The organism is Plantactinospora sp. A48 (genome assembly GCF_055793945.1).
Genome location: NZ_JBTIXF010000037.1, coordinates 25,674 through 48,143 on the forward strand (window position 1 = coordinate 25,674; position 22,470 = coordinate 48,143).

The following is a 22,470-nucleotide window of genomic DNA, read 5'->3' on the forward strand; positions in this document are numbered from 1 at the left end:
GCGGCTCCAGTCATCGGCCGGGCGGTGGTGGCTTCGTTCCCGACCGGCCTGTCCGGCAGGGATGGTCCCGGCTCGGCGGACCGGGCCCCGCGCTCCGGATGGCGCTGGCCCGCGCGTCAGCCCGTCGCTTCAGCGGCCGTCGAGTACCGGGTCGCGTTCCGCCCGCCGGGCCAGGTAGACCCCGGTGACCGTGTCGACGGCCGTGCCGCGCGAGCTGGTGGGCCGGTACCGGACGGTCGCCGCGCGGGGCGAGGCGGTCTCCACCACTCCAGCGCACCAGGCGCTGCCGCGATGGATCCAGACCCGATCCGCCGGACGGTAGCTGTCCGTCGGGGGCAGGGCGCCGGGATCGCGCTGGCTGGGCTCTAGCGTGGGAAGAGACACGGTCACACCTCCGCGGTACTGGCGTTGTCGAGGGAGAAGGCTGCCGAGGTGAGGCTCTTGGCGCGGTACATGTCGGCGTCCGCGTCGGAGAGCACATCGGACAACCGGGCGGGGCCGGTGACCGGTGCCAGGCCGACGGAGGCGTGGACCCGGACCGACTCCGCGCCGATCTCGATGGGCGCGGCCAGGGTGGTCGTGAGGCGCAGCCGGGCCTGGTCCCGGCTGGCGGGGTCGATCGGCACGTTGCCCACCAGTGCGGCGAACTCGTCGCCCCCCAGCCGGGCCACCGCGCCGTCGCCGGCGAACTGGGTCAGCCGTCGGCCGACGGCGGTGAGCACCCGGTCGCCAGCGGCGTGGCCGAAGCGGTCGTTGATCTGCTTGAAGTCGTCAAGGTCGATGACCGCGGCGAGCAGGGGGAACTGGGTGCGGTCGGTGAGCAGGACCGCGCCGCGTTGGTGGAAACCGCGCCGGTTGTAGAGGCCGGTCAACGAGTCGTGGCTGGCGGCGTGCCGGGCCGCCTCCAACTGGCCGGCGAGGCCGGCAAGTCGCGCCTCGGCCCGCAACGCGCGCGAGCGCAGCCGTCCGGCGGCGGCCATCCCGGTCAACGCGACCCCCGCGGCCAGCACGGTGAATGGCTCCACCATGGTCTGCCTCCGTCACCGGTTGTCGACCGAAGTCGGGTGTTTTGCCTGCTTACGACCGGTCCATGATCACCAAAAGTGATCGAGTGGGTACGGCTGTACTGGGTTATCATGCTCCCCGTCCATTGCAGATGCAATAGCGAATGCACGTGCATCTGCGCGAGACACGACGTTGCCCTGGTCCCGCCCGGCTCGTCGGGAGCGGCGCCTCGGGCGGGTTCTGGCGAAGAGAGGCCCCAATGCAACAGCTACCGAACGGCGTACCAACGGCCGAACTACCACCGATGGCGTGGCAGAAGAGTCGTCGGAGCAACCCCAGCGGAAACTGTGTCGAGATGGCCGGCCTGCCGGACGGCACCGGGATCGCGGTCCGCAACTCGCGGTTCCCGGACGGGCCGGCACTGATCTACACGCACGAGGAGATCACCGCGTTCCTGCTCGGAGTGCGGGACGGCGACTTCGACAACCTGCTCGCCTGAACGACGTCGCGGGGCCCGAGGTCACCCGACGGGCGGCGGGTGACGCGACCGTGGCGATCGCACCAGACAGGCGGACAACCACCAACGGCCGGGGCGGCCGGGTTACGGGGCGACGACGGCGGTGGCCGATTGGCGGAGGGGTCATCGACCGGCGTTGAAGAAGGGCACGGACGGCCATCGGGTTGGCGGGCGGTCACGGAGCGTGCAGGATCGCCGGTTCGACCGGTGGTATATCCGGCGATGTCCACCGGATCGCCCGACCGCCCGATCACCCGACAAGGCATCGCCCACTCGGCCCCTCCTGACCACATTGGTGCAGCTCATCACCGTTGCGGCGACGCGCTGGAAGACGAGATCGGCTCGGGCGCTTCGTCTCACTGTCGGTTCATGGCATGCTTACCCGGCAGTGGAACCGGACTGTCCGGGGCCGTACGCGAAGCCGGAGGTCGGTGGGTGTCGACGGAGCAGACCGGGAACGGTTCGGGCACTGGCCCGACCGTGCTGCGCATGCTGCTCGGCGCGCAGTTGCGCCGGCTCCGGGAGGGCCGTGGCGTCACCCGGGAGGCCGCCGGCTGGGAGATCAGAGCCTCCGAGTCGAAGATCAGCCGGATGGAGCTGGGCCGCGTCGGCTTCAAGGAACGCGACGTCGCCGACCTGCTCACGCTCTACGGCGTCGACGACGCCGAGGAACGGGAGAGCCTGCTCGGGCTGGCTCGCGAGGCCAACAACCCGGGCTGGTGGCACCGCTACGGTGACGTGCTCCCCTCCTGGTTCCAGGCGTACCTGGGGCTGGAGGCCGCGGCGAGCCTGATCCGGACGTACGAGGTGCAGTTCGTCCCCGGCCTGTTGCAGACCCGCGACTACGCGCGGGCGGTCATCCTGCTCGGACACGACCGGGCGGACACCGCCGAGATCGACCGCCGGGTGAACCTGCGGATCACCCGGCAGCGGCTGCTGTCCAGACCGGACGCGCCGCGGCTGTGGGCGGTGATCGACGAGGCCGCGCTGCGGCGCCCGATCGGTGGCGTGGAGGTGATGCGCGCCCAGCTGACGGCGCTGCTCGAGGCCACCAAGCTGCCCAACGTGCGGCTCCAGATCATGCCGTTCTCGGCCGGTGGCCACTCCGCGGCCGGCGGGAACTTCAGCATCCTGCGGTTTCCGGACGCCGACCTGCCGGACGTCGTCTACATCGAACAGCTGACCAGCGCGCTGTATCTCGACAAGCGCGACGACATCGACCACTACGCCGCCGCGATCGAGCGGGTCTGTGTCGAGGCCGAGCCACCGGAGCGGACGACCGAGATCCTGGAGCGGGTGCTGCGGGATTACGAGCGGGTCAGCGCCTGAGCCCATCGGTTTCGCCGGACGCCCGATCTGGGCGCCCCGACCGCTGGCGCGACTGACCGGAGTGGACAATCACCGGAAGGCCGGCGACCCGGGTCGCCGGTGCGGACGGCTGCGAACGGAACGGCGACGGTCGCCGCTCGGGGATCTGGGGAGAGTGCGACGGATGGGATCGACGGACCAATCGGGCTCGGACCGGATCGACACCTCGGTCATGCATCCGGCGCGGCGGTACAACTACTGGCTCGGCGGCAAGGACAACTTCCAGGCCGATCGGGACTCCGGCGACCAGATCGCGGAGGGCTTCCCGGCGGTCCGCACCACGGCGCTGGAGAACCGCCGGTTCCTGCGCCGGGCGGTGACCTTCCTGGCCCGGGAGGCCGGGATCGATCAGTTCCTGGACATCGGGACCGGCATCCCGACGGCGGACAACACCCACGAGGTGGCGCAGCGGTACGCTCCGCACGCCCGGGTGGTCTACGTGGACAACGATCCGATCGTGCTGTCCCACGCTCGGGCGCTGCTGACCAGTTCGTCGGGGGGTGCCACCGCCTATCTGGACGCGGACCTGCGCGAACCGGAGAAGATCCTGGCGCACCCGGAACTGCGCCGCACCCTGGACCTGAACCGGCCGGTCGCCCTCATGCTGATCGCCGTGCTGCACTTCGTCGAGGACCGGTACGACCCGTACGGCATCGTCGACCGGCTGCTCGCCGCGCTGCCGAGCGGCAGTTACCTGGCCGCCTCGAACGTCACCACCGATTTCTGGCCGGCGGAGATGGCCGCTCAGGCGAAGCTGGCCGGTGCCGGCGGTGGTCCGCACGGGGTGATGGCCTTCCGGGACCGGGACGAGTTCGCCCGGTTCTTCGCCGGCCTTGAGCTGATCGAACCGGGTGTGCAGCCCGTCGGCCGGTGGCAGGCCGATGACGAGTCGGAACCCCGGCCGGCGGACGCGGACGCGGCCGTGTACTGCGCGGTCGGCCGCAAGCCCTGACTGTAAGGAAGGGCCCCTTGTTGTCGCTTTTTGTATAGCACGGGGCCCTTCCTAACGCCCGTCCTCGGGCCGCGTCGACCAGCAACGCCCGTTTGGGGCACGGCGATCGACAGAGCCGTCCTCCCCGGTGGGCTACTCGCTGTGCAGTGCGGCCGCCGTGCCGATCCGGGCCGCCCGGCGGGCCGGGAGCAGCGCGCCGAGCACGGCGATCACCACCCCGCCGAACAGGAGCAGGGCCAGCCGGGGCGCCGCGTAGACGTCCACGATGGACCGTGGCAGGCCGGTGTCCTCGGACTCACCGATGAGCCGGATGATCGTCCGTTGGGCGGCGACGCCGCTGGGCAGACCGAGGATCCCGCCGACGAGCCCGAGCACCGCCATCGAGGTGATCACCATGACCAGCGCCTGCGCCGGCGTCATGCCCACGGCCTTCACGATCGCGAAGTCCCGGCGGCGTTCCCGGGTGTTGAGCACCACCGTGTACGCGACGCCCAGTCCCGCCACCACCAGCAGCACGGCGGTCAGCGTCCCGATGACGGTCAGCAGCGGCGCCATCTCGATCTCGTCGTCCTCCTGCGGGGCGGCGATCAGCCCGGCGTTGCCGCTGGTGGCCACCCGGTTGACGAACTCGGCGACCGACACGTTGGGCGCGAGACCGACGAGGTACCGCTCCGGACCACCGCCCGGTCCGGCCCCGGACTCCGGTCCGGTCCCGGACTCCAGGAACGGCACGGTGGTCAGGTCGAGATGGACCTCGCTGTGCATGCCGAACGCCTCGCCGACGATCCGCACCGGGATCGTCCGGTCGGCGACGGACAGCGTCAACGTGTCGCCCACCGACCTGCCGGTCAGCCGCAGCAGTTCCGTCCCGACGACCGCCTCTCCGGGGCCGGTGAACCAGCGGCCCGCGAGCATCCGGTAGCCCAGCTGCGCCGAGTCGCCACGGTACGCGGACAGCCCGGCGTTCTCGGTCAGCCCGACGATGGCGACCTGGGCCGACCGGGCGCTCGTGACGTACCGGGTGCCGGGTAACCCGCGCAGGTACGCCTCGACCTGCGGACCGGTCATGATCACACCCTGCGGTTGGCGACGGCCGGCCTCCCCGTCCGCCATCGCGGCCGGCCCGCCCGGCGGCGGGCTGAGGACCTCGACCTGGACGTGGTCCGAGCGTCGCAGCGCGTCGTCCCACCGCTGTGCGGAGGTGACCAGCCCGGTGGAGAAGACGATGGTGGTGCTGCCGAGCACGATCGCGAGCAGGGTCAGCAGGGTGCGGGCCGGCCGGACCACGGGCAGGGACAGTCCGAGGCTGACCGCGCGGGGCAGGCGCGAGCGGGACAGGGCCCGCTGCAGGCTACGACCCCGACCATCCCGGGACACGACGCCGCCCAGCGCGACGGTGGCCGACTGCCGGCCGGCGCGCAGCGCCGGGACCAGCGCGGTGAGCGCCACCAACGCCGGGATCGCGATCAGCACCGCGACGGTCAGGATCGGCGCGGGCGTCGGGTCCAGGCCCAGCACGTAGTCGTTGACGCTGAACTGGCGGAGCAGCCAGGCGGCGCCCAGGTTGCCCAGGACGGCGCCGAGCACCCCGCCGGCCAGGGCCGGTCCGGTCATCATCAGCAGGTAGACGGCTGTCACCTGGCCGGGGGTGAAGCCGACCGCCTTGAGGACGCCGATGCTGCGGAACCCGGCGATGACCGCGCCGCTGACGACGTTGGCGATGACCAGCACGGCGATCAGCAGTGAGAGGCCGGCGAAGACCGTGAGGAACGCGCTGAGCGTCCGGCTGTCCTGCCCGGCCCGTTCCCGGACCGTGAGGTAGGTGCCGGTGCCGGAGACGGCGTCCGCCGGCAGCCCGGCGGTCACCGCGGTCAGCCGCTGTTTCAGCTGTTCGGCGGTCCGCACCGATCCGGGCGGGAACCGGTAGAGCATCTCGCTGCCGGTCGCGCCGATCCGGCGTACGTCGTCGGGCCGGGCCCAGGCGTCGGCGCTCTGTGTCACCGAGAAGGCCAGGCCCACGACGGTGACGGTGCCGACTCCCGGGACGGTGAAGGTCTGGCCGATGAGCCGGTCCGGACGGGGACCCGACCGCAGGTGGGTGCCGAGCACGATCTCACCCGGACCGGTCGCCCACCGGCCGTAGGTCACCTTCAACTCGTCGACCGGGCCGTCCGGGTCGGCCCGGCCCACGATCCGCATCGGCCCGTCCGCCATGGGCCGCTCGCCGGCGCCCAGCGTGGTGAGCGCCACCGGGAACGGGCCGTCGCTTTCCGTGACGCCCTCGGTCCGGGCGGTCGCGGCGACCCGGTCGGCGTCGACCTTCGTACCGTCGAACAGCACCGTGGCGTGCGCGCCGTTGAGCTGGGTGAAGGTACGGTCGAACGGGCCGCTGACCGCGGCGAGCAGGGCGACACCCACGAGCAGGGTCGCCGTGCAGAGTGTGACGATGACGCCGATGAGCACGGTCTGGGTCCGCCGCCGACTGACGCCGGCCCGCGCCACGGTCCAGGTCGCGCCCATCACCGGGCCCCGGTCTTCGGCTGCGGCCCGGCCGGTTCCGTCGCGGCGGCCCGGCCGTCCGCGAAGTCCAGCTCGGCCACCCGGCCGTCCTCGAAGTGGACCACCCGCCCGGCGCAGCGCTCGGCCAGCCGTGGATCGTGGGTGACGATCAGCAGCGTCTGCCCGATCTGGTTGAGGTCGAGCAGCAGGTCCATCACCTGCTCGCCGTTGCGGCTGTCCAGCGCGCCGGTCGGCTCGTCGGCCAGCAGCAGGGCGGGCCGGTTCATCAACGCCCGCGCCACCCCGACGCGCTGGCGCTCTCCGCCGGAGAGCTGGGCCGGATAGGCGTCCCGACGACCGGCGATGCCCAACTCGTCCAGCAGCCCCATGGCCCGGGTCCGGGCCTGCCGGTACGGGGTGCCGACCAACCGCGCCGACAGCATGACGTTGTCCAGCACGGGCAGGTCGTCCAGCAGGTGGAAGAACTGGAACACCATGCCGATCCGGCGGCGGCGGTAGCGCGCCAGCGCCCCCTCACCCAGCGCGGTCAGCTCCTCGCCGTGTACCCGGACGGTGCCGGAGGTGGGGCGGTCGAGCCCGGCGACGATGTTGAGCAGCGTGGACTTGCCGCTGCCCGACGGTCCCATCACGGCCACCGACTCACCCTGCTGGATGACCAGGTCCACCCCGTCGAGCGCCACCGCCTCGCCGTACCGTTTGTGCACCGCGGTCAGCCGCACCAGTGCCTCTGCTTGCGTCATGTCGGCGACGATAGGCAGGCGGTGGGCACCGCCGCGTCCCACCGCGGATGCAACCGGGCCGCCGGGTCATCCCACGGTGGTATCCAGCCCATCCCACGGTGGTACCCGTCCGGTTCGCCAGGCTGATGCGCCGGTCGGAACGTCGTTGCCAGAATGGGGTGTGAGCTTCGTCGACACGCCGTGGTCAAGGATCGGCACGGGGCTGCTGGCGGTCGCCGTCACCGCGGTGGGTGGTTGGGCCGGCCGCGACCTGCGGGTCACGCTGCCCGGCTGGGGCGTCGCGCCGCTCGCGGCGCTCCTGCTCGGGATCGGCGGGTACGCCTGGAGCACCCGGCGGCGGTACGAACGGTCCCTGCGGGAGCGGGCCCGGCTGCTGGACGAGGCGGGCGAGGCGGCTGTCACGGCCGCGGTCTCGGCCGAGCGGGATCGGATCGCCCGGGAGCTGCACGACATCGTCAGCCACAACGTCAGCCTGATGATCATCCAGGCGGGTGCGGCCCGGCAGGTCGTCACGGGCGCCCCACGGGACGCCACCGAGGCGCTGCTGGCGGTCGAGTCCGGGGGGCGGGAGGCGATGACCGAGTTGCGGAGGCTGCTCGGGGTGCTCTCACCGGACGGATCGGGCGGGGACGACCTCACCCCGCAGCCCGGAATGGGCCGACTCGGTGAACTCGTGGACCGGGTCGCCTTCTCGGGGCTGCCGGTCGAGCTGCACGTCGACGGCACGGCCCGGCCACTGTCACCGGGGGTGGATCTCACGGCGTACCGGGTGATCCAGGAGGCCCTGACCAACGCGCTCAAGCACGCGCCGGGAGCGCGGGCGCAGGTGCAGGTCCGGTACACCGACCGGCACCTGCGGCTGGAGATCGTCAACACCGGACCCAGCGTGCTGACCGGGCCGGCTCGGCAGCCGCCGGCACCGCCGCCGGTGACGGTGGCGGGACGCGGCCTGCTCGGGTTGCGCGAGCGGGTCGCAGCCTTCGGCGGACATCTCGACGCGCGGCGGCGGCTCGGCGGCGGGTTCCGGGTGCGCGTGCGGATCCCGCTGTGACCCGGGTCCTGATCGCCGACGACCAGGCCCTGGTGCGGACCGGCTTCGCGATGATCCTGGGCGCGGGCGGGATCGACGTCGTGGGGCAGGCCGAGGACGGCCTGGCGGCGGTGCGGTTGGCGCGCTCGCTGCGGCCGGACGTGATCCTGATGGACATCCGGATGCCCCGGCTGGACGGCCTGGAGGCGACCCGGCGGATCCTGGCCGACCTGCCGGGGACCCGGGTCATCATGCTGACCACCTTCGACCTGGACAAGTACGTCTACGGCGCGTTGGCGGCCGGAGCGAGCGGGTTCCTCCTCAAGGACGTGACGCCGGAACACCTGACCGCCGCGGTGCGGCTGGTGAACACCGGCGACGCGCTGCTGGCCCCGTCGATCACCCGCCGGTTGGTCGAGCGGTGTGCCCGTACCGACGGGGTGGCGGCGCCGGTGTCCGCTGACCTGTCGGCGCTCACCCCGCGTGAGCTGGAGGTGCTGCGGCACGTGGCTCGCGGGCTCTCCAACGCGGAGATCGCCGGGCGGTTGACCCTCAGCGAGGCGACCGTCAAGACCCACGTGGCCCGGATCTTCGCCAAGCTGGCGTTGCGGGACCGGGCCCAGGCGGTGGTGGTGGCGTACGAGACCGGGCTGATCCAGCCGGGGGACTGACCCGGACACCACCCGGCCGGCGTCCGGGTGGGATCCGGCTGGCGTCCGGGGGAGATCCGGCTGGCGCGGTCCAGCTGGTCCGGCCCGGTAGACTGCTCTTGGTAAAGCGCTTTGACGGCGTCGGCGCCGATCGGCCGGCGGGCGTGTGCACCTGGATCGAGGCGAGGCGGCGTTGGTGGCGGGTCACCGGGTGACGATCTACGAGGTCGCCGACCGTGCGCGGGTGAGCATATCGACCGTGTCCAACGTGCTGAACAAGCCCGAGCGGGTGAGTCCGGAGACCCGGGCGCGGGTCCTGGCCGCCGCCGATGCCCTGGGATTCGTTCCGAAGGTCCAGGCGGTGAGCCTGGCCCGGCGCGGAACGGGCCGGGTCGGGGTGATGGCCCCGTTCACCTCCTACGGCTCGTACCTGCGCCGGCTGTCCGGGATTCTGGCCGCGGCGACCGAGGTGGAGATCGATGTGGTCGTCTTCGACCACGAGTCGGCCGCGCTGGCCTCGTCGCCGGCGTTGGCCAGCATGCCCATTCACGGGCGGCTCGACGGTCTGATCGTGATGGGGCTGCGGATCGAGGACGGCATCGCGGACCGGCTGCGGGAGCGGAGCCTGCCCACCGTGGCGGTCGACGCCGACAGCGACCTGTTCAGCCGGGTGGCGATCGACGACACGGCGGGGGGTGGGCTGGCGGGGCGGCACCTGCGGGCCAGGGGGCACCGCCGGGTCGGCTACCTGCTCGAGCGGCAGGTCACCGACTACGAGTCCCAGGCGATCCGGCGGCTGGCCGGGTTCCGTTCGGTCATCGAGGCCGGTGACGGCAGGGTGACGGTTGCGGGGTGCGACAACTCGATCGACGCGGCGAGGTCGGCCGCGGGCGGCCTGCTGGACGCCGCCGACCGGCCGACCGCCATCATGGCCCACCACGACGTGCTGGCCGTCGGCGTCCTGCTCGCGGCCCGTGACCGGCGACTGCGGGTGCCGGAGGACCTGGCGGTGATGGGCTTCGACGACGGGGAGACGGCGGCGGCGGCCGACCTGACCACCGTGCGGCAGCCCTTCGAGGAGTCCGGCAGCATCGCGCTGAGCGTCCTGCTCGGGCACATCGGCGGGACGCAGCTGCGCTCGACCACGTTGCTCGACGTCCAACTGGTCGAGCGTTCCACCACCTGAGCCTGGCCGCATCGGCCGATGACCTGGGCCGTTGTCCGTAAAAGTGCTTCGATAGAAACTCTTGACAGGTCGGGTTGAACGATGTTTCGTGGATGTTGCAAGTTGCCGTGGGCCGGGTGGAGGTGGGCATGGAGGCGGAGCTGGTGCTGGACGAGGCGGTGCGGAGGTTCCTGACCACCAAGCCGGACTCCGGCCGCCCCGAACAGCCGGTCGACCAGCGCCGAAGGCTCATCCACGCGGCGTCCGACACCCTGTTCGAGACGTTCGGCCGGCCCGCCGCTCCAGCACACTCCGAACGGGACGTCGCCGTGGCGCACCCCGGCGGGACCGTGCGCGTCCGGGTCTACCGCCCGAGCGACGCGACCGGCCTGCCGGTCCACGTCTTCCTGCACGGCGGCGGGTTCTGGCTGGGCTCCATCGACGAGCGGGTCAACGGGGCGCTGTGCCGGGACCGGTGCCGGGGTGCCGGATGCGTCGTGGTGGCGGTCGACTACCGGCTGGCTCCGGAGCACCCCTTCCCGGTACCGGTCGAGGACTGCTACGCCGGCCTGGTGTGGGCCGTCGACCATGCGGCCGAGATCGGCGGCGACCCGGACAACGTCTCGATCGGCGGCGTGTCCGCGGGCGCCACCCTGGCCGCTGCCGTGGCACTGCTGGCCCGGGCCCGACGGGGTCCCCGGCTGCGGCTACAGGTCCTGGAGGTGCCCGCCCTCGACCTGACGCTGCGGCGGATGCGTTCCTCCCCGATCGGCGACGGCTACGGCATCGCCGTGGCCGAGTTGGAACTCTGCGCCGACCTCTACCTGCGTTCACCGGGGGACGCCCGGCACGAACTGGCGTCACCGCTGTGCGCGACGGACCTCACCGGGCTACCGCCCGCACGGATCATGACCGCGCAGTTCGACCCGTTGCGGGACGACGGTGAGGCGTACGCGGACCGGTTGTCCGCGGCGGGCGTGCCGGTGTCGTACAGCGCCTACCTCGGCGCGGTCCATGGCTCCCTGGCGCTGACCGGTGCCTGGCGTCCCGCCCGCAGGTGGCAGCAGGACGTCGTACACGCGCTGCGGGAAGCACACGCGGACGACCGGCGTCCGACGCCGCCCTGACCGTCCCCACCGCCGCCCTGCCCCGTCGACCCGCCCTCACCTGTCCCTGCCCACCGTCCACACCCCGTTTGTTCTCGTCCGCCGGCGGTTGCACCCACGCCGGTCTCCCGCCAGAACCAGCAGGAAGGCCCCGATGATGTTCCCCTCGCCGAACGGTCGGCCGCGTGCCGGCCGGACCCGACCGATCCTCGCCACGCTGCTACTCGCCGGGATGCTGGCCGGCACGGCCTGCAGCGCACCCGGCAGTGACTCCGGGACGACCACCGACAGCAGCGCGGCCACGACGACGAAACCCACCTGCGGCTCCGAGCCGGTCACCCTCAAGGGGTACTTCGAGACCGGGTTCCCGCTGCCGAAGGACCTGGCCGACGAGTTCTCCAAGCAGTTCCCGAACGTGAAGTGGGACATCCGCGAGGACCAGTTCGCGGTCATCACCCAGAACGCGCCCCGGGTCCTGGCGGACGACCCGCCGGACCTGATGCGGCTGCCGCAGATGTCCGAACTGGCCAAGAACAGCCTGCTGAAGAACCTGGACGGCTACGCCCAGGCGTTCGGGTGGAACACCTGGCCGGCCTCGCAGCTCGAGCAGCTGCGGGTGGGCGACAACGGCCAGCGTGGTGAGGGGCCGCTCTACGCCATGGGCCTCAACTTCAGCATGACCGGCGTCTTCTACAACAAGAAACTCGCCACCCGGATCGGCATGTCGAACCCGCCGGCCACGCTCGCCGAGTTCGACGCCGTGCTCCAGCGGGCCAAGGCGGCCGGCATCTCGCCGTTCGGCCAGTTCAACGGCGGCGCCACCGGCGGGCTCGCGTTCCCGTTGCAGGACCTCATGGCCGCGTACGGCGACCCCAAGCCGATCAACGACTGGATCTTCCAGAAGTCCGGCGCGACCATCGACACGCCCAGCAACCTGCAGGCCGTTCAGCACCTCCAGCGGTGGATCCAGGCAGGCTACTTCGACTCCGACATCAACTCGCTGGACTACGCGAAGATGATGAGCCGCTTCATCGACGGCAAGAACCTGTTCATGTTCAACGGTGACTGGGAGTCGGGCAACCTCGACAAGCAGCTGGCGGACAACGCCGGGTTCTTCCTGATGCCGCCCCAGCAGGCCGGCGGCCGGCGGGCCGCGATGTCCGCCCCGCTGACGTACGGGATCAGCGCCAAGGCGCCGCACGCCGACTGCGCCGCCTTCTTCCTCGACTGGGTGACCACCAACCAGCAGGCCCGCGACATCGCCGTCAAGGTCGGCGGCTCGCACCCGATGGGCCCCGCGGACGCCTACCTGCCGTCGGTCAAGGAGGGCACCGTCACCGCCGGTACCCTCACCGCCGGAGCGACCATCGGCAAGGACAACGGCGCGATGGACTTCATCGCCAACGCGACCGGCGCCATCTACGCCAAGAGCTGGACTCCGCAGCTACAGAAGCTGGTGGCCGGGCAGCAGAACCCGGACGGCCTGCTCAAGTCGGTCCAGAAGGACTACGAGAGCCAGACCCGGAGCTGATCGGAAGATGGCCCGGCCAGAAACCACACCGGCGGTTCGTACCCCGGCCCAGCCCACACCGCCCCGCGCGGTGACTCCCCGGCGGCGCGTTCGTCGAGCGCGCCGCCGGGGCGCGGCCTGGCTCGGCTGGCTGTTCGCGGCGCCCGCCATCGTGATGTACGCGACCTTCGTCCTGCGACCGCTCCTGCTCACCGTGCAGTACTCGCTCTACGACTGGAACGGCATCGGCCGGTCGAGGTGGGTCGGCCTGGACAACTACCGCAGCCTGCTGACCGACCGGGAGATGTTCGACTCGATCCTGCACGCCCTCGAGTTGATCCTGTTCTTCAGCGCGCTCCCGGTGCTGCTCGGGCTGCTGGTCGCGGCCACCATCCGGGGCATCGCGCAGAGCCGTCTCGCGGTGGTGGCGCGGACCGTGCTGTTCCTGCCGCAGGTCATCCCGCTCGTCGCGGCGGGCATCATGTGGAGTTGGCTGCTGTCCTCGACCGGCCTGGTCAACGAGTTGATGGCGGCGGTCGGCCTCGGCCGCGTGACCCGGGCCTGGCTCGGTGACTTCGGCGCTGCGCTGCCGGCGGTCGGCGTGATCGGCGCCTGGGTCCTGGTCGGCCTGTGTACGTTGCTGCTGCTCGCCGGCATGACCAAGATCGATCCGGCGCTGTACGAGGCGGCCCGGCTGGACGGTGCCGGCCCGGTCCGGGAGTTCTTCTCGATCACGCTGCCGAGCCTGCGCCAGGAGATCGGGGTGTGCGTCACGGTGACCGTGATCGCCGCCCTGGCCAGCTTCGACATCGTCTACGTCGCCACCCAGGGCGGCCCCGGGAACTCCACGATGGTGCCCGGACTGGAGATCTACTACCTGGCGTTCTCGGAACGGCGCGTCGGCATGGCCTCGGCGCTCGCGGTCGCGCTGGTGGTGCTCGTCCTCGCCTGCGTCCTCCCCATCCAACGGCTCACCAGAGACGGATCGCGATGATCGTCGCTCGACGCGAAACCCTCACCGGGCGGGTCCTGCTCGTCCTGCTCATGGCGCTGACCGTGCTGCCGTTCCTCAGCCTGTTCGTCACCGCGGTGCACCCGTCCGGGACGTACCCCTCGGGTCTGTCCTGGCCGGACCACCCGCACTGGGGCAACTTCCTGGACGCGTTCCGCGCGGCCAACATGGGCAGGCTGCTGCTGTCCAGCGGCCTCATCGTGCTCGGGGTGGTCCCGGCGGCGCTGCTGTTCGGGACGATGGCCGGGTTCGCCTTCGGGCACCTGCGGATGCCCGGTCACCGGGCCGGCTTCCTGATCTTCGTCCTCGGCCTCACGCTCCCGTTCGAGGGGATCGTCACCCCGCTGTACTACCAGATCCGCGACATGGGACTGCTCAACACCCGGTGGGCCATCATCCTGCCGCTCATCGGCCTGTTCATGCCGTTCTCCGTGCTGTGGATGCGGGCCCACTTCGTCAACATGCCCGACGACCTGTCCGAGGCGGCCCGGATCGACGGCGCCGGGGTGTGGCAGTTGTTCTGGCGGGTCCATCTGCCGCTGGCCCGCCCCGCCGTCGCGTCCCTGGCGATCCTGCTGTTCCTGTGGACGTGGAACCAGTTCCTCCTGGCCATCGTCCTCGTCGACGATCCGGCCAAGCGGACGATGGCCGGTGCCCTCGGCGCCTTCCAGGGACGATGGGGCACCGACATCCCGCTGCTGTGCGCGGGGTCGTTGCTCATCCTGACCCCCACCCTGGCCGTCTTCCTGGTCTTCCAGCGCCGGTTCGTCGCCGCGCTGCTGCAGGGCTCGATCAAGGGCTGATGACATGGTCGTCACCGACGAGGAACGACAGCACCTGCTGCGTTACACCCGTACCCGGGGCTGGCCGATGCTGCGCCGGTTCCCGATCCCCGACGGCACGCACGCCGACCTGCTCGGACAGATGCTGGGGTGCCCACCCGGGCACGTCCGGACCCTCGTCGACGCCCTCGGCGAACGGGCCCGGACCACCGCCGCGCGGCTGCTGGCCGACGACCGCTACCGGGCCGGGATCGCCGGGCTGCCGTTCCAACCCGGCGACCGGATCGTCGCGGTGGGCGACTCGGTCACCGCGGACCGGCTCGGTTGGTTCGAACTGCTCACCGCGTCGGTCAGGCTCCTCCGCGCCCCCGCCGTCACCCTGCACAACCTGGGCGTCAGCGGCAACACCACCGCCGACGTGCTGGAGCGGTTCGACCTGTTGGAGGCCGCCCGGCCCAGCCGGGTGCTGTTGATGCTCGGCACGAACGACGCCCGGGAACACGGCCGGACCAGCAGCCACCGGATGGTCACCGCACCCGAGACCGAACGCAACCTGCGGGCGCTGCTCGATCTCGTCACCCGGGATCTGGGCGCCCAGGTCACCGTCATCACGCCACCGGCCGCCGACCAGGACCGGATCACCAGCTTCTTCGCCGACTTCCCGCTGCGCTGGGACGCGACGACGGTGGCCGAGGTCGCCGCCGTCGTCCGCAAGGTGGTCCCGGACAGCGTGGACATACACACCGCCATGGGGGCCAACGGCCTTGCCGGCCTGCTCGAATCAGACGGGGTGCATCCCACCCCCGCCGGACAGGAGTTCATCCTGCGTCGCGTGGTCGCGCACCTTCGGGCGTCGTGACCGGACGTACCGCCGCCACCCCGCCACCAGCGAGGCCGGGCCCGGCTTGACCCCCCGGCTCGGTCCGCGCGTCCGGCTTGACCCGCCGGCTCGGTCCGCGCGTCCGGCTCGGTCCGCGCGGCCCTGGCCGGTGGGTACGCGCTCCGATCACGGCTCCAGGGTGTACTCGCCGAACCGGGCCGCCATGGTGAAGCCGAGGCGGCGGTACACGGTGACGGCGGCGGCGTTGTCCGCGTGGACGTTCAGCGCGATGTGGTCCACCACCGGCCGCAGCCGGCGGACCAGGGCGGCGACGGCCGCGGTGGCCAGCCCCTGGCCGCGTACGTCCGGATGGGTGGTGACGTTGCCCAGCACGGCGACCCGGTAGGTGGGTGACCAGACGTGCACCCCGGCGATCGCCACCAGCCGTCCGGCGCGGCGGATGCCCACGTACTGACCGGTCTCCAGCATGCGCGGGTCGAACCAGTTCCCGGGGTAGGCACTCGCGTAGAGGTCGGTCACCTCGCGCAGATCGTCGGGGCCGACCGGCTCGACCAGCTCGACGGGCTCGACCGGTCCGGCTGGTCCGAGCGGTCCGGCCGGGCTCTCGGCGGGCGCGGTGACCCCGGCGGACGCGACGAGCCGGGTGGGCGCGGTGGGCACGGCCCGGTCGAGGCACCGGCCGTCGGTGAACGCCATCCGCAGGTGTGGCTCGGCCGAGGTGATCCGCCGGCCCGACCCGGTGAGCAGGCGTGCCAGCCCGGGGGAGAGGTGTGCGTGCAGCCGGGCCGGCAACAGGTCCCGGATGTCGGTGAGCAGCGATCCGGCCGGGCCGTCGGCGGGACCGAACAGCAGCAGGGTGGCCGGTTCGGTGGCGTGGTAGAGCAGCGCCACCGCGTCCTGCCAGGCGTACCAGGTGGTGTACGGCCAGCAGAAGTCGTCCAGATCGCCCAGGTGATAGGCGTGCAGGATGCGGTCACGACCCAGAATGGCCAGTAGTTCCGTCCGATCGTGCATGCTTCGTGCCCGCATCGGCTCATGCTTCCACGATGGCTGTCCCGGGCCCGGACCGGCCTTTAAGTTCAGCTTAAACACACGTTAGATCGGGGTGTACGGGACGTGATCAAGTTGCTCCGCCAGGTAGCGTCGCCGGGCATCAGCCTGAGGAGTGACCAGATGGGCAGCAAGCGAACCCTGTACGTCGTCGTCGGTGCCGCCGCCGTCGCCGCCCTGCTCGGCACCACGTTGCCGCTGCTGGCCGACGATTCCGGCAGCAGCACCGTGGTGGCGGTGGCGGACACCACCGCCACCGCCGTCGCGCAGGACGGCGACAACGGGATAAAGACCACATTGGCCACCTGCCCACAGCTCTGCGACGGCAACCCCCGCGGATGGCGGGACGCCGTGCTGGAGTTCGCGGTCAGCGGCCTGCCGGCCGACGCCGGCCATATCCGAGCACACCTGCGACTGCACGCCTGGAGCGCCGCCCCGGCCCGGGTGGTCGCGTACGGCGCCGGGTCCGCCACCGGGCCGGGTCTGCTGACCCGCCGTCCCGAACTGTCGCTGACGAACCTGGTGGCCGCCAACGACACGGTGGTGAACGGGTACAACACCTGGGACGTCTCGACCGCGGTACGCGGCAACGGCACCTACACGTTCACCCTGCGGCAGGAGAACCACAACACCCGGATCTACTGGGCGTCCCGGGAGAACAAGCGGGCCGAGATCCGACCCGAGCTGACGATCACGTACGACAGCACCGGTCCGGCGCCCGTTCCGTCCGACACCGCCGTGCCGTCGGCAGCCGTACCCAGCGCGTCCGCCAGCGCCAGCGCCAGCCCGTCGCCCAGCCGGCCGTCGGCCACCCCGAAGCAGTCGGCCGCGGCGGCGAGCCGGGGCCCGACGGCGCCGGCCAGCGGTGCGGCCCCGGCCGGCTGGCGACTGTCCTGGTCGGACGAGTTCAACGGCACCTCGCTGGACACCACCAAGTGGAACGCTCAGGGGCCCACCCTGCTGGACTACGACAAGGCGTGCATCACGAACCGTCCGAACAACGTGTTCGTCGGCAACGGCACACTGACCCTGCGGGCGAACCGGGAGTCGTTCAGCTGCGGCTCGGAGCGCCGGGCGTACACATCGGCCTATCTGGACACCCGTGGCAAGGCGTCGTTCACCTACGGCCGCTTCGAGGTGCGGGCCAAGTCGCCGACCACGGCCACCGGTTCCACCGGCATCTGGCCGGCGTTCTGGCTACGTCCCGACGACGGTGGGGTGGGCGAGATCGACGTGGTCGAGCTTCCCGGCGGCGCCAACTACTACAAGCTGGCGACGCAGGCCATCTTCTACGACTACACGCCGATCAAGCAGGACAACCGGTCGGCCCTGCCGGACGGTGTCCCGGCCGACGGCTTCCACACGTACACCACGGAATGGGAGCCGGGGGTGATGCGCTGGTACATCGATGGCAAGGAGGTCTACCGGCGCGACCGGAGCACCACGTCGTGGTTCGACAAGGCGTTCAGCCGGCCGTTCCACCTACGGCTGAACATCCAGGTCGGCGGCTGGTTGGGTGATCCGGACGCGGCCACCCGGTTCCCGTCCGACTTCCAGGTCGACTACGTCCGGGTCTGGCGGCGCTGACCCGGAGATCGCGTCCGGGTCCGGCGTCGCGGACCCGGCGGGCGGGCTCTGCGGCCCGTGGGAACGGCCCGCCGGAGAGGGTCCCGGCGGGCCGTTCCGGCCCAGGTCGTGTCCGGCGCCGTTCCGGCCCACATCGTGTCCGGCGCCGTTCCGGCCCACATCGTGTCCGGCGCCGTTCCGGCCACCTCGTGGTCGGTGTCCGGGGTGGTTCAGATGCCCCGGCCGTGCCGGTGCAGCGCCCGTACCACCTGGTCGGCCCGGACGGTGCGGCTGGCCACCGCCAGCGCCAGGTAGGCGCGCGGCTCCCGGGGGTTGTGCCCGAGGGTGCGGCGAGCCCACCGCAGGGCGCCACGGGCGTCACCGGAGGCGGCCTGGGCGAACGCGATCTGTCCGGCGATCCGCGCCGCGCCGGCCGGTTCGGTGCTGAACTCCGGATACCGCTCCAGCAACCATTGCAGCGCGTCCGAGATCATCGTCCAGCGTTGGGAGAAGTAGGAGCGACGGTGCCAGCGGACCAGCGTGTAGGGCTGGCGGACGTTGGCCAGCGGGCGGCGCCGGGCGGCCCGCAGCAGGAACTCGTAGTCCTCCGCGTAGCTGCCCGGAATCTCCTCGTCCACCGGCCCGATGCCGTCCAGCAGCGCCGCGCGGCGGATCAGGAAGGTCGACGGGTGCAGTTCGGTGAGCCGGTCGCGCAGCAGCGCGGCCAGGTCGATCCGCTCCGCGTCCAGGGTCCGATCCACCTCCCGGTCGTCGTACCGGACCCGGATGCCGCAGCAGACCACCTCGGCGTCGCTGGCCGCCAGCATCGCCACCTGGGCGGCGAGCTTGCCCGGCAGCCACTCGTCGTCGTCGTCACAGAACGCCACCAGGTCACCGGTGGCCGCCTCGATGCCGGTGTTGCGCGCGCCGGCGAGTCCGGGGCTCCGCCCGTTGCGCAGCACCCGCACCGACCGGTGCGGATCGGTCCTGGCCAGCCCGAGGTCCGGGGTGGACTGGTCGTAGACCACCAGCACCTCGATCCGACCCGGGTAGTCCTGGTCCAGGATGCCGCGCAGGGCGGCTGCCAGCAGCTCCGGCCGATCCCGGGTGGGCACCACGGCGGTCACCGACGGCGCACCGCCGGCAGCCGGTTCGGTGACCGGGTCGGCCAGGGCCGCCGGTTCGGCGGCGTCGACGGTGATCGGTCCCGCCGGTTCGGCGACCGGGTCCGCCGGCGCACCGGCCGGCTCGACGACGCTCACCGGAACCGCCGCCGGGTCCGGGCCGCGCGTACCAGGTCCTCGACGATCCGCCCCACCCGGGCGGCCGCCCGGTCCCGCGCGGCGGCCCGGTGTGCGTCGGTCGCCGGATCGATCCGGTACGCCTCGGGCTCGGCCAGCCCTTCGTCGAGGGCCCGGCCCAGCTCCGCCGCCGACCCGCACAGCCGGATGTCACCGGCGGCTGCCAGGCGGGCGCTGTAACGCACCTGGTGCGCGTCGACGTGCTCGCCGTACGTCGGGTCCCGGGGCACGACGATGGGCAACCGGCCGGCCGCCCGGGCCTCGGCGATGGTGGCGGGGCCGCCGTGGCTGACCACCAGCCTCGCCCCGGCCATCGCGGTGCCCAGCTCGTCGTGACCGAGGAAGCTCGTCGCGCCCGGCAACCGGGGTTGGCGGCTGCTGCCGTACTGGACGGTGATGGTTGGCCGGTCGTCGCGATTGGCGTACCAGCGTTCGAGCCAGTCCATCAGCCGGTCGAACGGGTGCTTGTCGGTGCCGACGACGACCAGGACGGCCGTGCCGGTGTCTCCGCCGGTGGCCGACCGGACGGTCGGCTCACCGGCCGCCGCGCCGCTCACAGCAGCTCTCCCACCACTGTGGCGCCCGGGTAGAGCCGGCGCTGCTCCTCCAGCTGCACGAGCATCGCCGACAGGAACGGTCGGCACAGCCGGGCGGTCATGGTGCGGGTGTCCACCCGGTCGGACACCTCGATGTAGATGGTGGGGATGCCCCGGAGCCGGGCCAGGGCGACGAACGGCAGGGCGACGCCGGCACCGGTGGTGATCACCGCGGCGATCCGGCGCCGGCGCAGGGTCCGGGCCGCCAGGACGGCGTTGCGCAGCAGGTTGCGCAGATTCCGGGTCGTCGGGTGGTGCGCCCAGACGACCTGCTCGGAGCCGAGCAGGGAGCAGGCGTCCGGGGTGTCGAAGGTGACCCAGCACCGCCGCCAGGTGTGGTACCAGGACCGTAGGGCGAGCAGTTGGGCGAGGTGCCCGCCGCTGGAGGCGACGAGCAGGAGTTCGCCGTCCGACGACGTGTCAACGAGCTGTGCCACTCATCCTCCGCAGGTGTCGGACGGGCGGGTTGGCTGCCCGCCGAGCCATCTATGCAGGATGTCCGACGCCATGTGCCGCACGGGGTACTCCGATCCGACAATTTTTCGAGACGTTTTCGCATCTCGCAAAAAAAGATCATTCCACGGCGGTCAACGTCCCTGCCGTTCGGCCAGCACGGTCAGCAGCCCGGGATGGAGCGCCGGGTTCCAGCCGGCGCCGCCCCGGGCCAACCGCCAGGTCCGCAGCCACATCTCCAGCAGGTACGCCTCGGTCACCGCGACGCAACCGTCGGCGTCCAGTCCCAACTCGACGCCGTGCCGCCGGACGGCCACCGCGACCGCGTCCGCGGCCTCGCCCACCGGCCGGCCGGCCACCACCAGTTCGTGCTGGAACGCCTGGTGCGCCAGGTCGAAGCCCAACGGCACGCCGGCACCGGAGTGCTCCCAGTCCCAGGCGACGAGCCGGTCACCGACCTGGCCCAGGTTCCACGGCACCCAGTCGCCGTGCCACCGGCCGAACTCCAGCGGCACCCGGCCGTACCTGTCGACGAGGGCGTCCAGCGCGGTGCGGAAACGTGTCTCACCGGTCCCGGCCACGGCGGCCGCCTCGGTGGTGAACCGGGTGTGCAGCGCGGAACCGGCCAGCGGTCGGGGCGCCGTCGCCGGCCCGCCGTTGCGGGCCACCGCGCGGATGGCCGGCAGCCGGACGGCGTCCGGGTCGGCCAGCCGGCGCACGGCCCGGGGCAGCGGGGCGATCACGGCCACCGACCGGTCGGCCCACTCGACGGCCGTGAGCAGCGCCGGCACCAGCGGGAACGCCGGGTCCGTCGGTCGGCTGTCCAGTTCGGTCAACACCCTGCTCTCGGCCCGGACCATTGCCTGGGTGGCGGCGTTCCAGCCGAGCTTCGCGTATCCACGGGGTTGGCCGGCGTCGTCGAACAACTGCAACGTGGGCTTGCGGTTCGGGTCCGGCGGCCGGACGCCGATCGCCGCGTGCAACGGGCCGGCCCCGATCTCGTGGGCGAGCCGCCGGACCAGCAGCACCTCGGTCGGGTCCACCCCGGCCGGGACGGTGACGTTGAGTACCGGGAACCGGGCCAGCCGGGCGGCGCCGACCCGGGCCGCGGCCCCGACCGCGGTGCGGGCGAGCCGGACCCGGGCCGGCCGCAGCGCGTTGTAGGCGAGCACGGCGGCGGCGGCCACCCGGGGCCCGGCCAGCGGCAGCAGGAACCGGGCCCGCTCGACCGACGGCACCACCGCGTACCGCAGCGCGGCGGTCGGATCGGCGTGGGCCGCGACCGTCACCCGCAGCCGGGGGTCGGCGAAGACCGCCCGGGTCACCCAGCCCAGACCGTCGGAGCGGTCCCGGGGGTCGTTGGTGGTCGGGGTCACGACGGCCAGTCGAACGTCATGCCGAGCCGGTCGCGCAGCGCCGCGTTGTGCGGACGGTAGTACTCGGTCAACTCCGCGCGGACCGCCGGGTCCATCGGGGACGACCGCCGGTCGTTGAACACGTCGTACCGGCCCAGGTCGTGCGGCGGCAGGCCGAGGAAGGCCAGCACCCCGGCGTAGGTGCCGGCCGGATCCCGGTAGAGCGTCTCGCTGGGCAGGATGTGCAACTGCCGCCGGTCGAACAGGTCGAGCCAGGGCGCCAGGTGTTCCAGGTAACGCCCCCGGGCCCGGTAGCTGTACCAGTCGTAGGCGTTGCTGTGGTACGCCGGCTCGGCGATCAACCGGTCCCGCTCCCCGGCCGTCCGCTCCGGCTCGGCCGCGAGGGCCTCGGCGAAGCCGAGCGGCTCGGTGCCCTCGGTCCGGCGTTCCTTCCAGTGCGAGTACGCCCGCTCCACCGGATCCCGCAACAGCACGATCAACCGTGCCTCGGGCATCAGGTCGTGCACCCGGCCGGCGGCCAGCGGGTGGAACATGTACAGCGGCGCCGCCTCACCGACCCGGGGCTCGGCGCCGTGCCGCCGGCGCAGCGCCGCCCGCCGCCGGTCGGTGGGGAAGTGCGACCGGTACCAGCGCTCGCCCCGGTACCAGTTCTCCTCGAAGTAGTGCGAGGTCTTGGTGTTCCAGGCCGGATACAGCCGGGGCACCAGGGGGTGGCGGATCAGGTAGTTCCACAGTGACGTGGTGCCGCCGCGCTTGGTGCCGATGATCAGGAAATCCGGCAACCGGCGCTGGTCGCTGGTGTGTTCGCCGTACCGGACGAGCCCGTCCTTGAGCCGGTCCCGCAGGCCGGTCGGTGCGGCCTGGTTGAACCGGTCCCGCAGCGTTGTCATGCTTCCCTCCCTCTCTCCTGGCCGTGGTCGCTGGTCGGCG

22 protein-coding genes are annotated in these 22,470 nt (G+C 72.1%); 12 read left to right on the plus strand and 10 right to left on the minus strand.

Annotated elements, in window-relative coordinates; all coding sequences use genetic code 11:
* Positions 1–129 precede the first annotated feature (129 nt).
* Both ACXN5W_RS19205 and ACXN5W_RS19210 read right to left on the minus strand, forming a co-directional pair.
* Positions 130–384, minus strand: a complete 255-nt coding sequence (locus ACXN5W_RS19205) for a hypothetical protein (protein ID WP_473159705.1) — start codon at positions 382–384, stop codon at positions 130–132.
* Positions 385–386: 2 nt separating this feature from the next.
* Complete coding sequence (locus ACXN5W_RS19210; RefSeq protein WP_473159706.1) at positions 387–1,028, minus strand: GGDEF domain-containing protein; 642 nt, start codon at positions 1,026–1,028, stop codon at positions 387–389.
* 236 nt (positions 1,029–1,264) lie between these two features.
* Here ACXN5W_RS19210 and ACXN5W_RS19215 point away from each other — a divergent pair, with 236 nt between their 5' ends.
* The 3 genes from ACXN5W_RS19215 (at position 1,265) to ACXN5W_RS19225 (ending at position 3,842) form a co-directional block, all read left to right on the plus strand.
* Complete coding sequence (locus tag ACXN5W_RS19215) at positions 1,265–1,504, plus strand: DUF397 domain-containing protein (RefSeq protein WP_473159707.1); 240 nt, start codon at positions 1,265–1,267, stop codon at positions 1,502–1,504.
* Positions 1,505–2,011: 507 nt separating this feature from the next.
* The gene (locus tag ACXN5W_RS19220; protein WP_473159733.1) at positions 2,012–2,851 is read left to right on the plus strand and encodes a helix-turn-helix domain-containing protein; all 840 of its coding nucleotides are present in this window, start codon (positions 2,012–2,014) and stop codon (positions 2,849–2,851) included.
* A gap of 163 nt (positions 2,852–3,014) precedes the next feature.
* Positions 3,015–3,842, plus strand: coding sequence for an SAM-dependent methyltransferase (locus ACXN5W_RS19225; RefSeq protein ID WP_473159708.1), 828 nt, complete (start codon positions 3,015–3,017; stop codon positions 3,840–3,842).
* A 132-nt stretch (positions 3,843–3,974) separates the two neighbouring features.
* Here ACXN5W_RS19225 and ACXN5W_RS19230 read toward each other — a convergent pair whose 3' ends face one another.
* Together ACXN5W_RS19230 and ACXN5W_RS19235 are read right to left on the minus strand one after the other, a co-directional pair.
* Positions 3,975–6,362 carry an FtsX-like permease family protein gene (locus ACXN5W_RS19230; protein ID WP_473159709.1) on the minus strand — a complete coding sequence of 796 codons (2,388 nt, stop codon included), beginning with the start codon at positions 6,360–6,362 and terminating at the stop codon, positions 3,975–3,977.
* Positions 6,362–7,102 carry an ABC transporter ATP-binding protein gene (locus tag ACXN5W_RS19235; protein ID WP_473159710.1) on the minus strand — a complete coding sequence of 247 codons (741 nt, stop codon included), beginning with the start codon at positions 7,100–7,102 and terminating at the stop codon, positions 6,362–6,364. The genes ACXN5W_RS19230 and ACXN5W_RS19235 overlap by 1 nt, the downstream gene beginning before the upstream one ends.
* A 298-nt stretch (positions 7,103–7,400) precedes the next feature.
* On the opposite strand from ACXN5W_RS19235, the gene ACXN5W_RS19240 reads away from it, so the two are divergent.
* The 8 genes from ACXN5W_RS19240 to ACXN5W_RS19275 all read left to right on the plus strand — a co-directional run bounded on the left by ACXN5W_RS19240 (position 7,401) and on the right by ACXN5W_RS19275 (position 15,216).
* The gene (locus ACXN5W_RS19240) at positions 7,401–8,153 is read left to right on the plus strand and encodes a sensor histidine kinase (protein WP_473159734.1); all 753 of its coding nucleotides are present in this window, start codon (positions 7,401–7,403) and stop codon (positions 8,151–8,153) included.
* Positions 8,150–8,803 carry a response regulator gene (locus tag ACXN5W_RS19245; RefSeq protein WP_473159711.1) on the plus strand — a complete coding sequence of 218 codons (654 nt, stop codon included), beginning with the start codon at positions 8,150–8,152 and terminating at the stop codon, positions 8,801–8,803. Before ACXN5W_RS19240 ends, ACXN5W_RS19245 begins: the two co-directional genes overlap by 4 nt.
* Before the next feature lie 190 nt (positions 8,804–8,993).
* Entirely contained in the window at positions 8,994–9,968 is a 975-nt protein-coding gene (locus tag ACXN5W_RS19250; RefSeq protein WP_473159712.1) for a LacI family DNA-binding transcriptional regulator, read from the plus strand.
* Between the two features lie 92 nt (positions 9,969–10,060).
* Entirely contained in the window at positions 10,061–11,074 is a 1,014-nt protein-coding gene (locus ACXN5W_RS19255) for an alpha/beta hydrolase (RefSeq protein ID WP_473159713.1), read from the plus strand.
* A 133-nt stretch (positions 11,075–11,207) separates the two neighbouring features.
* Complete coding sequence (locus tag ACXN5W_RS19260; protein ID WP_473159714.1) at positions 11,208–12,584, plus strand: ABC transporter substrate-binding protein; 1,377 nt, start codon at positions 11,208–11,210, stop codon at positions 12,582–12,584.
* A 7-nt stretch (positions 12,585–12,591) separates the two neighbouring features.
* Positions 12,592–13,557 (plus strand): carbohydrate ABC transporter permease, encoded by a 966-nt coding sequence (locus tag ACXN5W_RS19265; protein WP_473159715.1) that lies wholly within the window; start codon positions 12,592–12,594, stop codon positions 13,555–13,557.
* Positions 13,554–14,378, plus strand: coding sequence for a carbohydrate ABC transporter permease (locus ACXN5W_RS19270; protein WP_473159716.1), 825 nt, complete (start codon positions 13,554–13,556; stop codon positions 14,376–14,378). Before ACXN5W_RS19265 ends, ACXN5W_RS19270 begins: the two co-directional genes overlap by 4 nt.
* Before the next feature lie 4 nt (positions 14,379–14,382).
* A complete protein-coding gene (locus tag ACXN5W_RS19275; protein ID WP_473159717.1) occupies positions 14,383–15,216 on the plus strand; it encodes an SGNH/GDSL hydrolase family protein in 834 nt (277 codons plus the stop codon).
* Positions 15,217–15,363: 147 nt separating this feature from the next.
* Here the strand turns inward: ACXN5W_RS19275 and ACXN5W_RS19280 are convergent, their stop codons facing one another.
* Positions 15,364–16,227, minus strand: coding sequence for a GNAT family N-acetyltransferase (locus tag ACXN5W_RS19280; RefSeq protein WP_473159718.1), 864 nt, complete (start codon positions 16,225–16,227; stop codon positions 15,364–15,366).
* A gap of 144 nt (positions 16,228–16,371) precedes the next feature.
* On the opposite strand from ACXN5W_RS19280, the gene ACXN5W_RS19285 reads away from it, so the two are divergent.
* A complete protein-coding gene (locus ACXN5W_RS19285; RefSeq protein WP_473159719.1) occupies positions 16,372–17,835 on the plus strand; it encodes a family 16 glycosylhydrolase in 1,464 nt (487 codons plus the stop codon).
* 209 nt (positions 17,836–18,044) lie between these two features.
* On the opposite strand, the gene ACXN5W_RS19290 is transcribed toward ACXN5W_RS19285, so the two are convergent.
* The 5 genes from ACXN5W_RS19290 to ACXN5W_RS19310 form a co-directional block, all read right to left on the minus strand.
* Positions 18,045–18,986, minus strand: coding sequence for a glycosyltransferase family 2 protein (locus ACXN5W_RS19290; protein WP_473159735.1), 942 nt, complete (start codon positions 18,984–18,986; stop codon positions 18,045–18,047).
* Positions 18,987–19,072: 86 nt separating this feature from the next.
* Positions 19,073–19,672 carry a glycosyltransferase gene (locus ACXN5W_RS19295; RefSeq protein ID WP_473159720.1) on the minus strand — a complete coding sequence of 200 codons (600 nt, stop codon included), beginning with the start codon at positions 19,670–19,672 and terminating at the stop codon, positions 19,073–19,075.
* Complete coding sequence (locus ACXN5W_RS19300) at positions 19,669–20,148, minus strand: UDP-N-acetylglucosamine--LPS N-acetylglucosamine transferase (protein WP_473159721.1); 480 nt, start codon at positions 20,146–20,148, stop codon at positions 19,669–19,671. The genes ACXN5W_RS19295 and ACXN5W_RS19300 overlap by 4 nt, the downstream gene beginning before the upstream one ends.
* A 150-nt stretch (positions 20,149–20,298) precedes the next feature.
* The gene (locus ACXN5W_RS19305) at positions 20,299–21,549 is read right to left on the minus strand and encodes a hypothetical protein (RefSeq protein ID WP_473159736.1); all 1,251 of its coding nucleotides are present in this window, start codon (positions 21,547–21,549) and stop codon (positions 20,299–20,301) included.
* Positions 21,537–22,430, minus strand: coding sequence for a sulfotransferase (locus ACXN5W_RS19310; RefSeq protein WP_473159722.1), 894 nt, complete (start codon positions 22,428–22,430; stop codon positions 21,537–21,539). Before ACXN5W_RS19310 ends, ACXN5W_RS19305 begins: the two co-directional genes overlap by 13 nt.
* Positions 22,431–22,470: the final 40 nt, after the last annotated feature.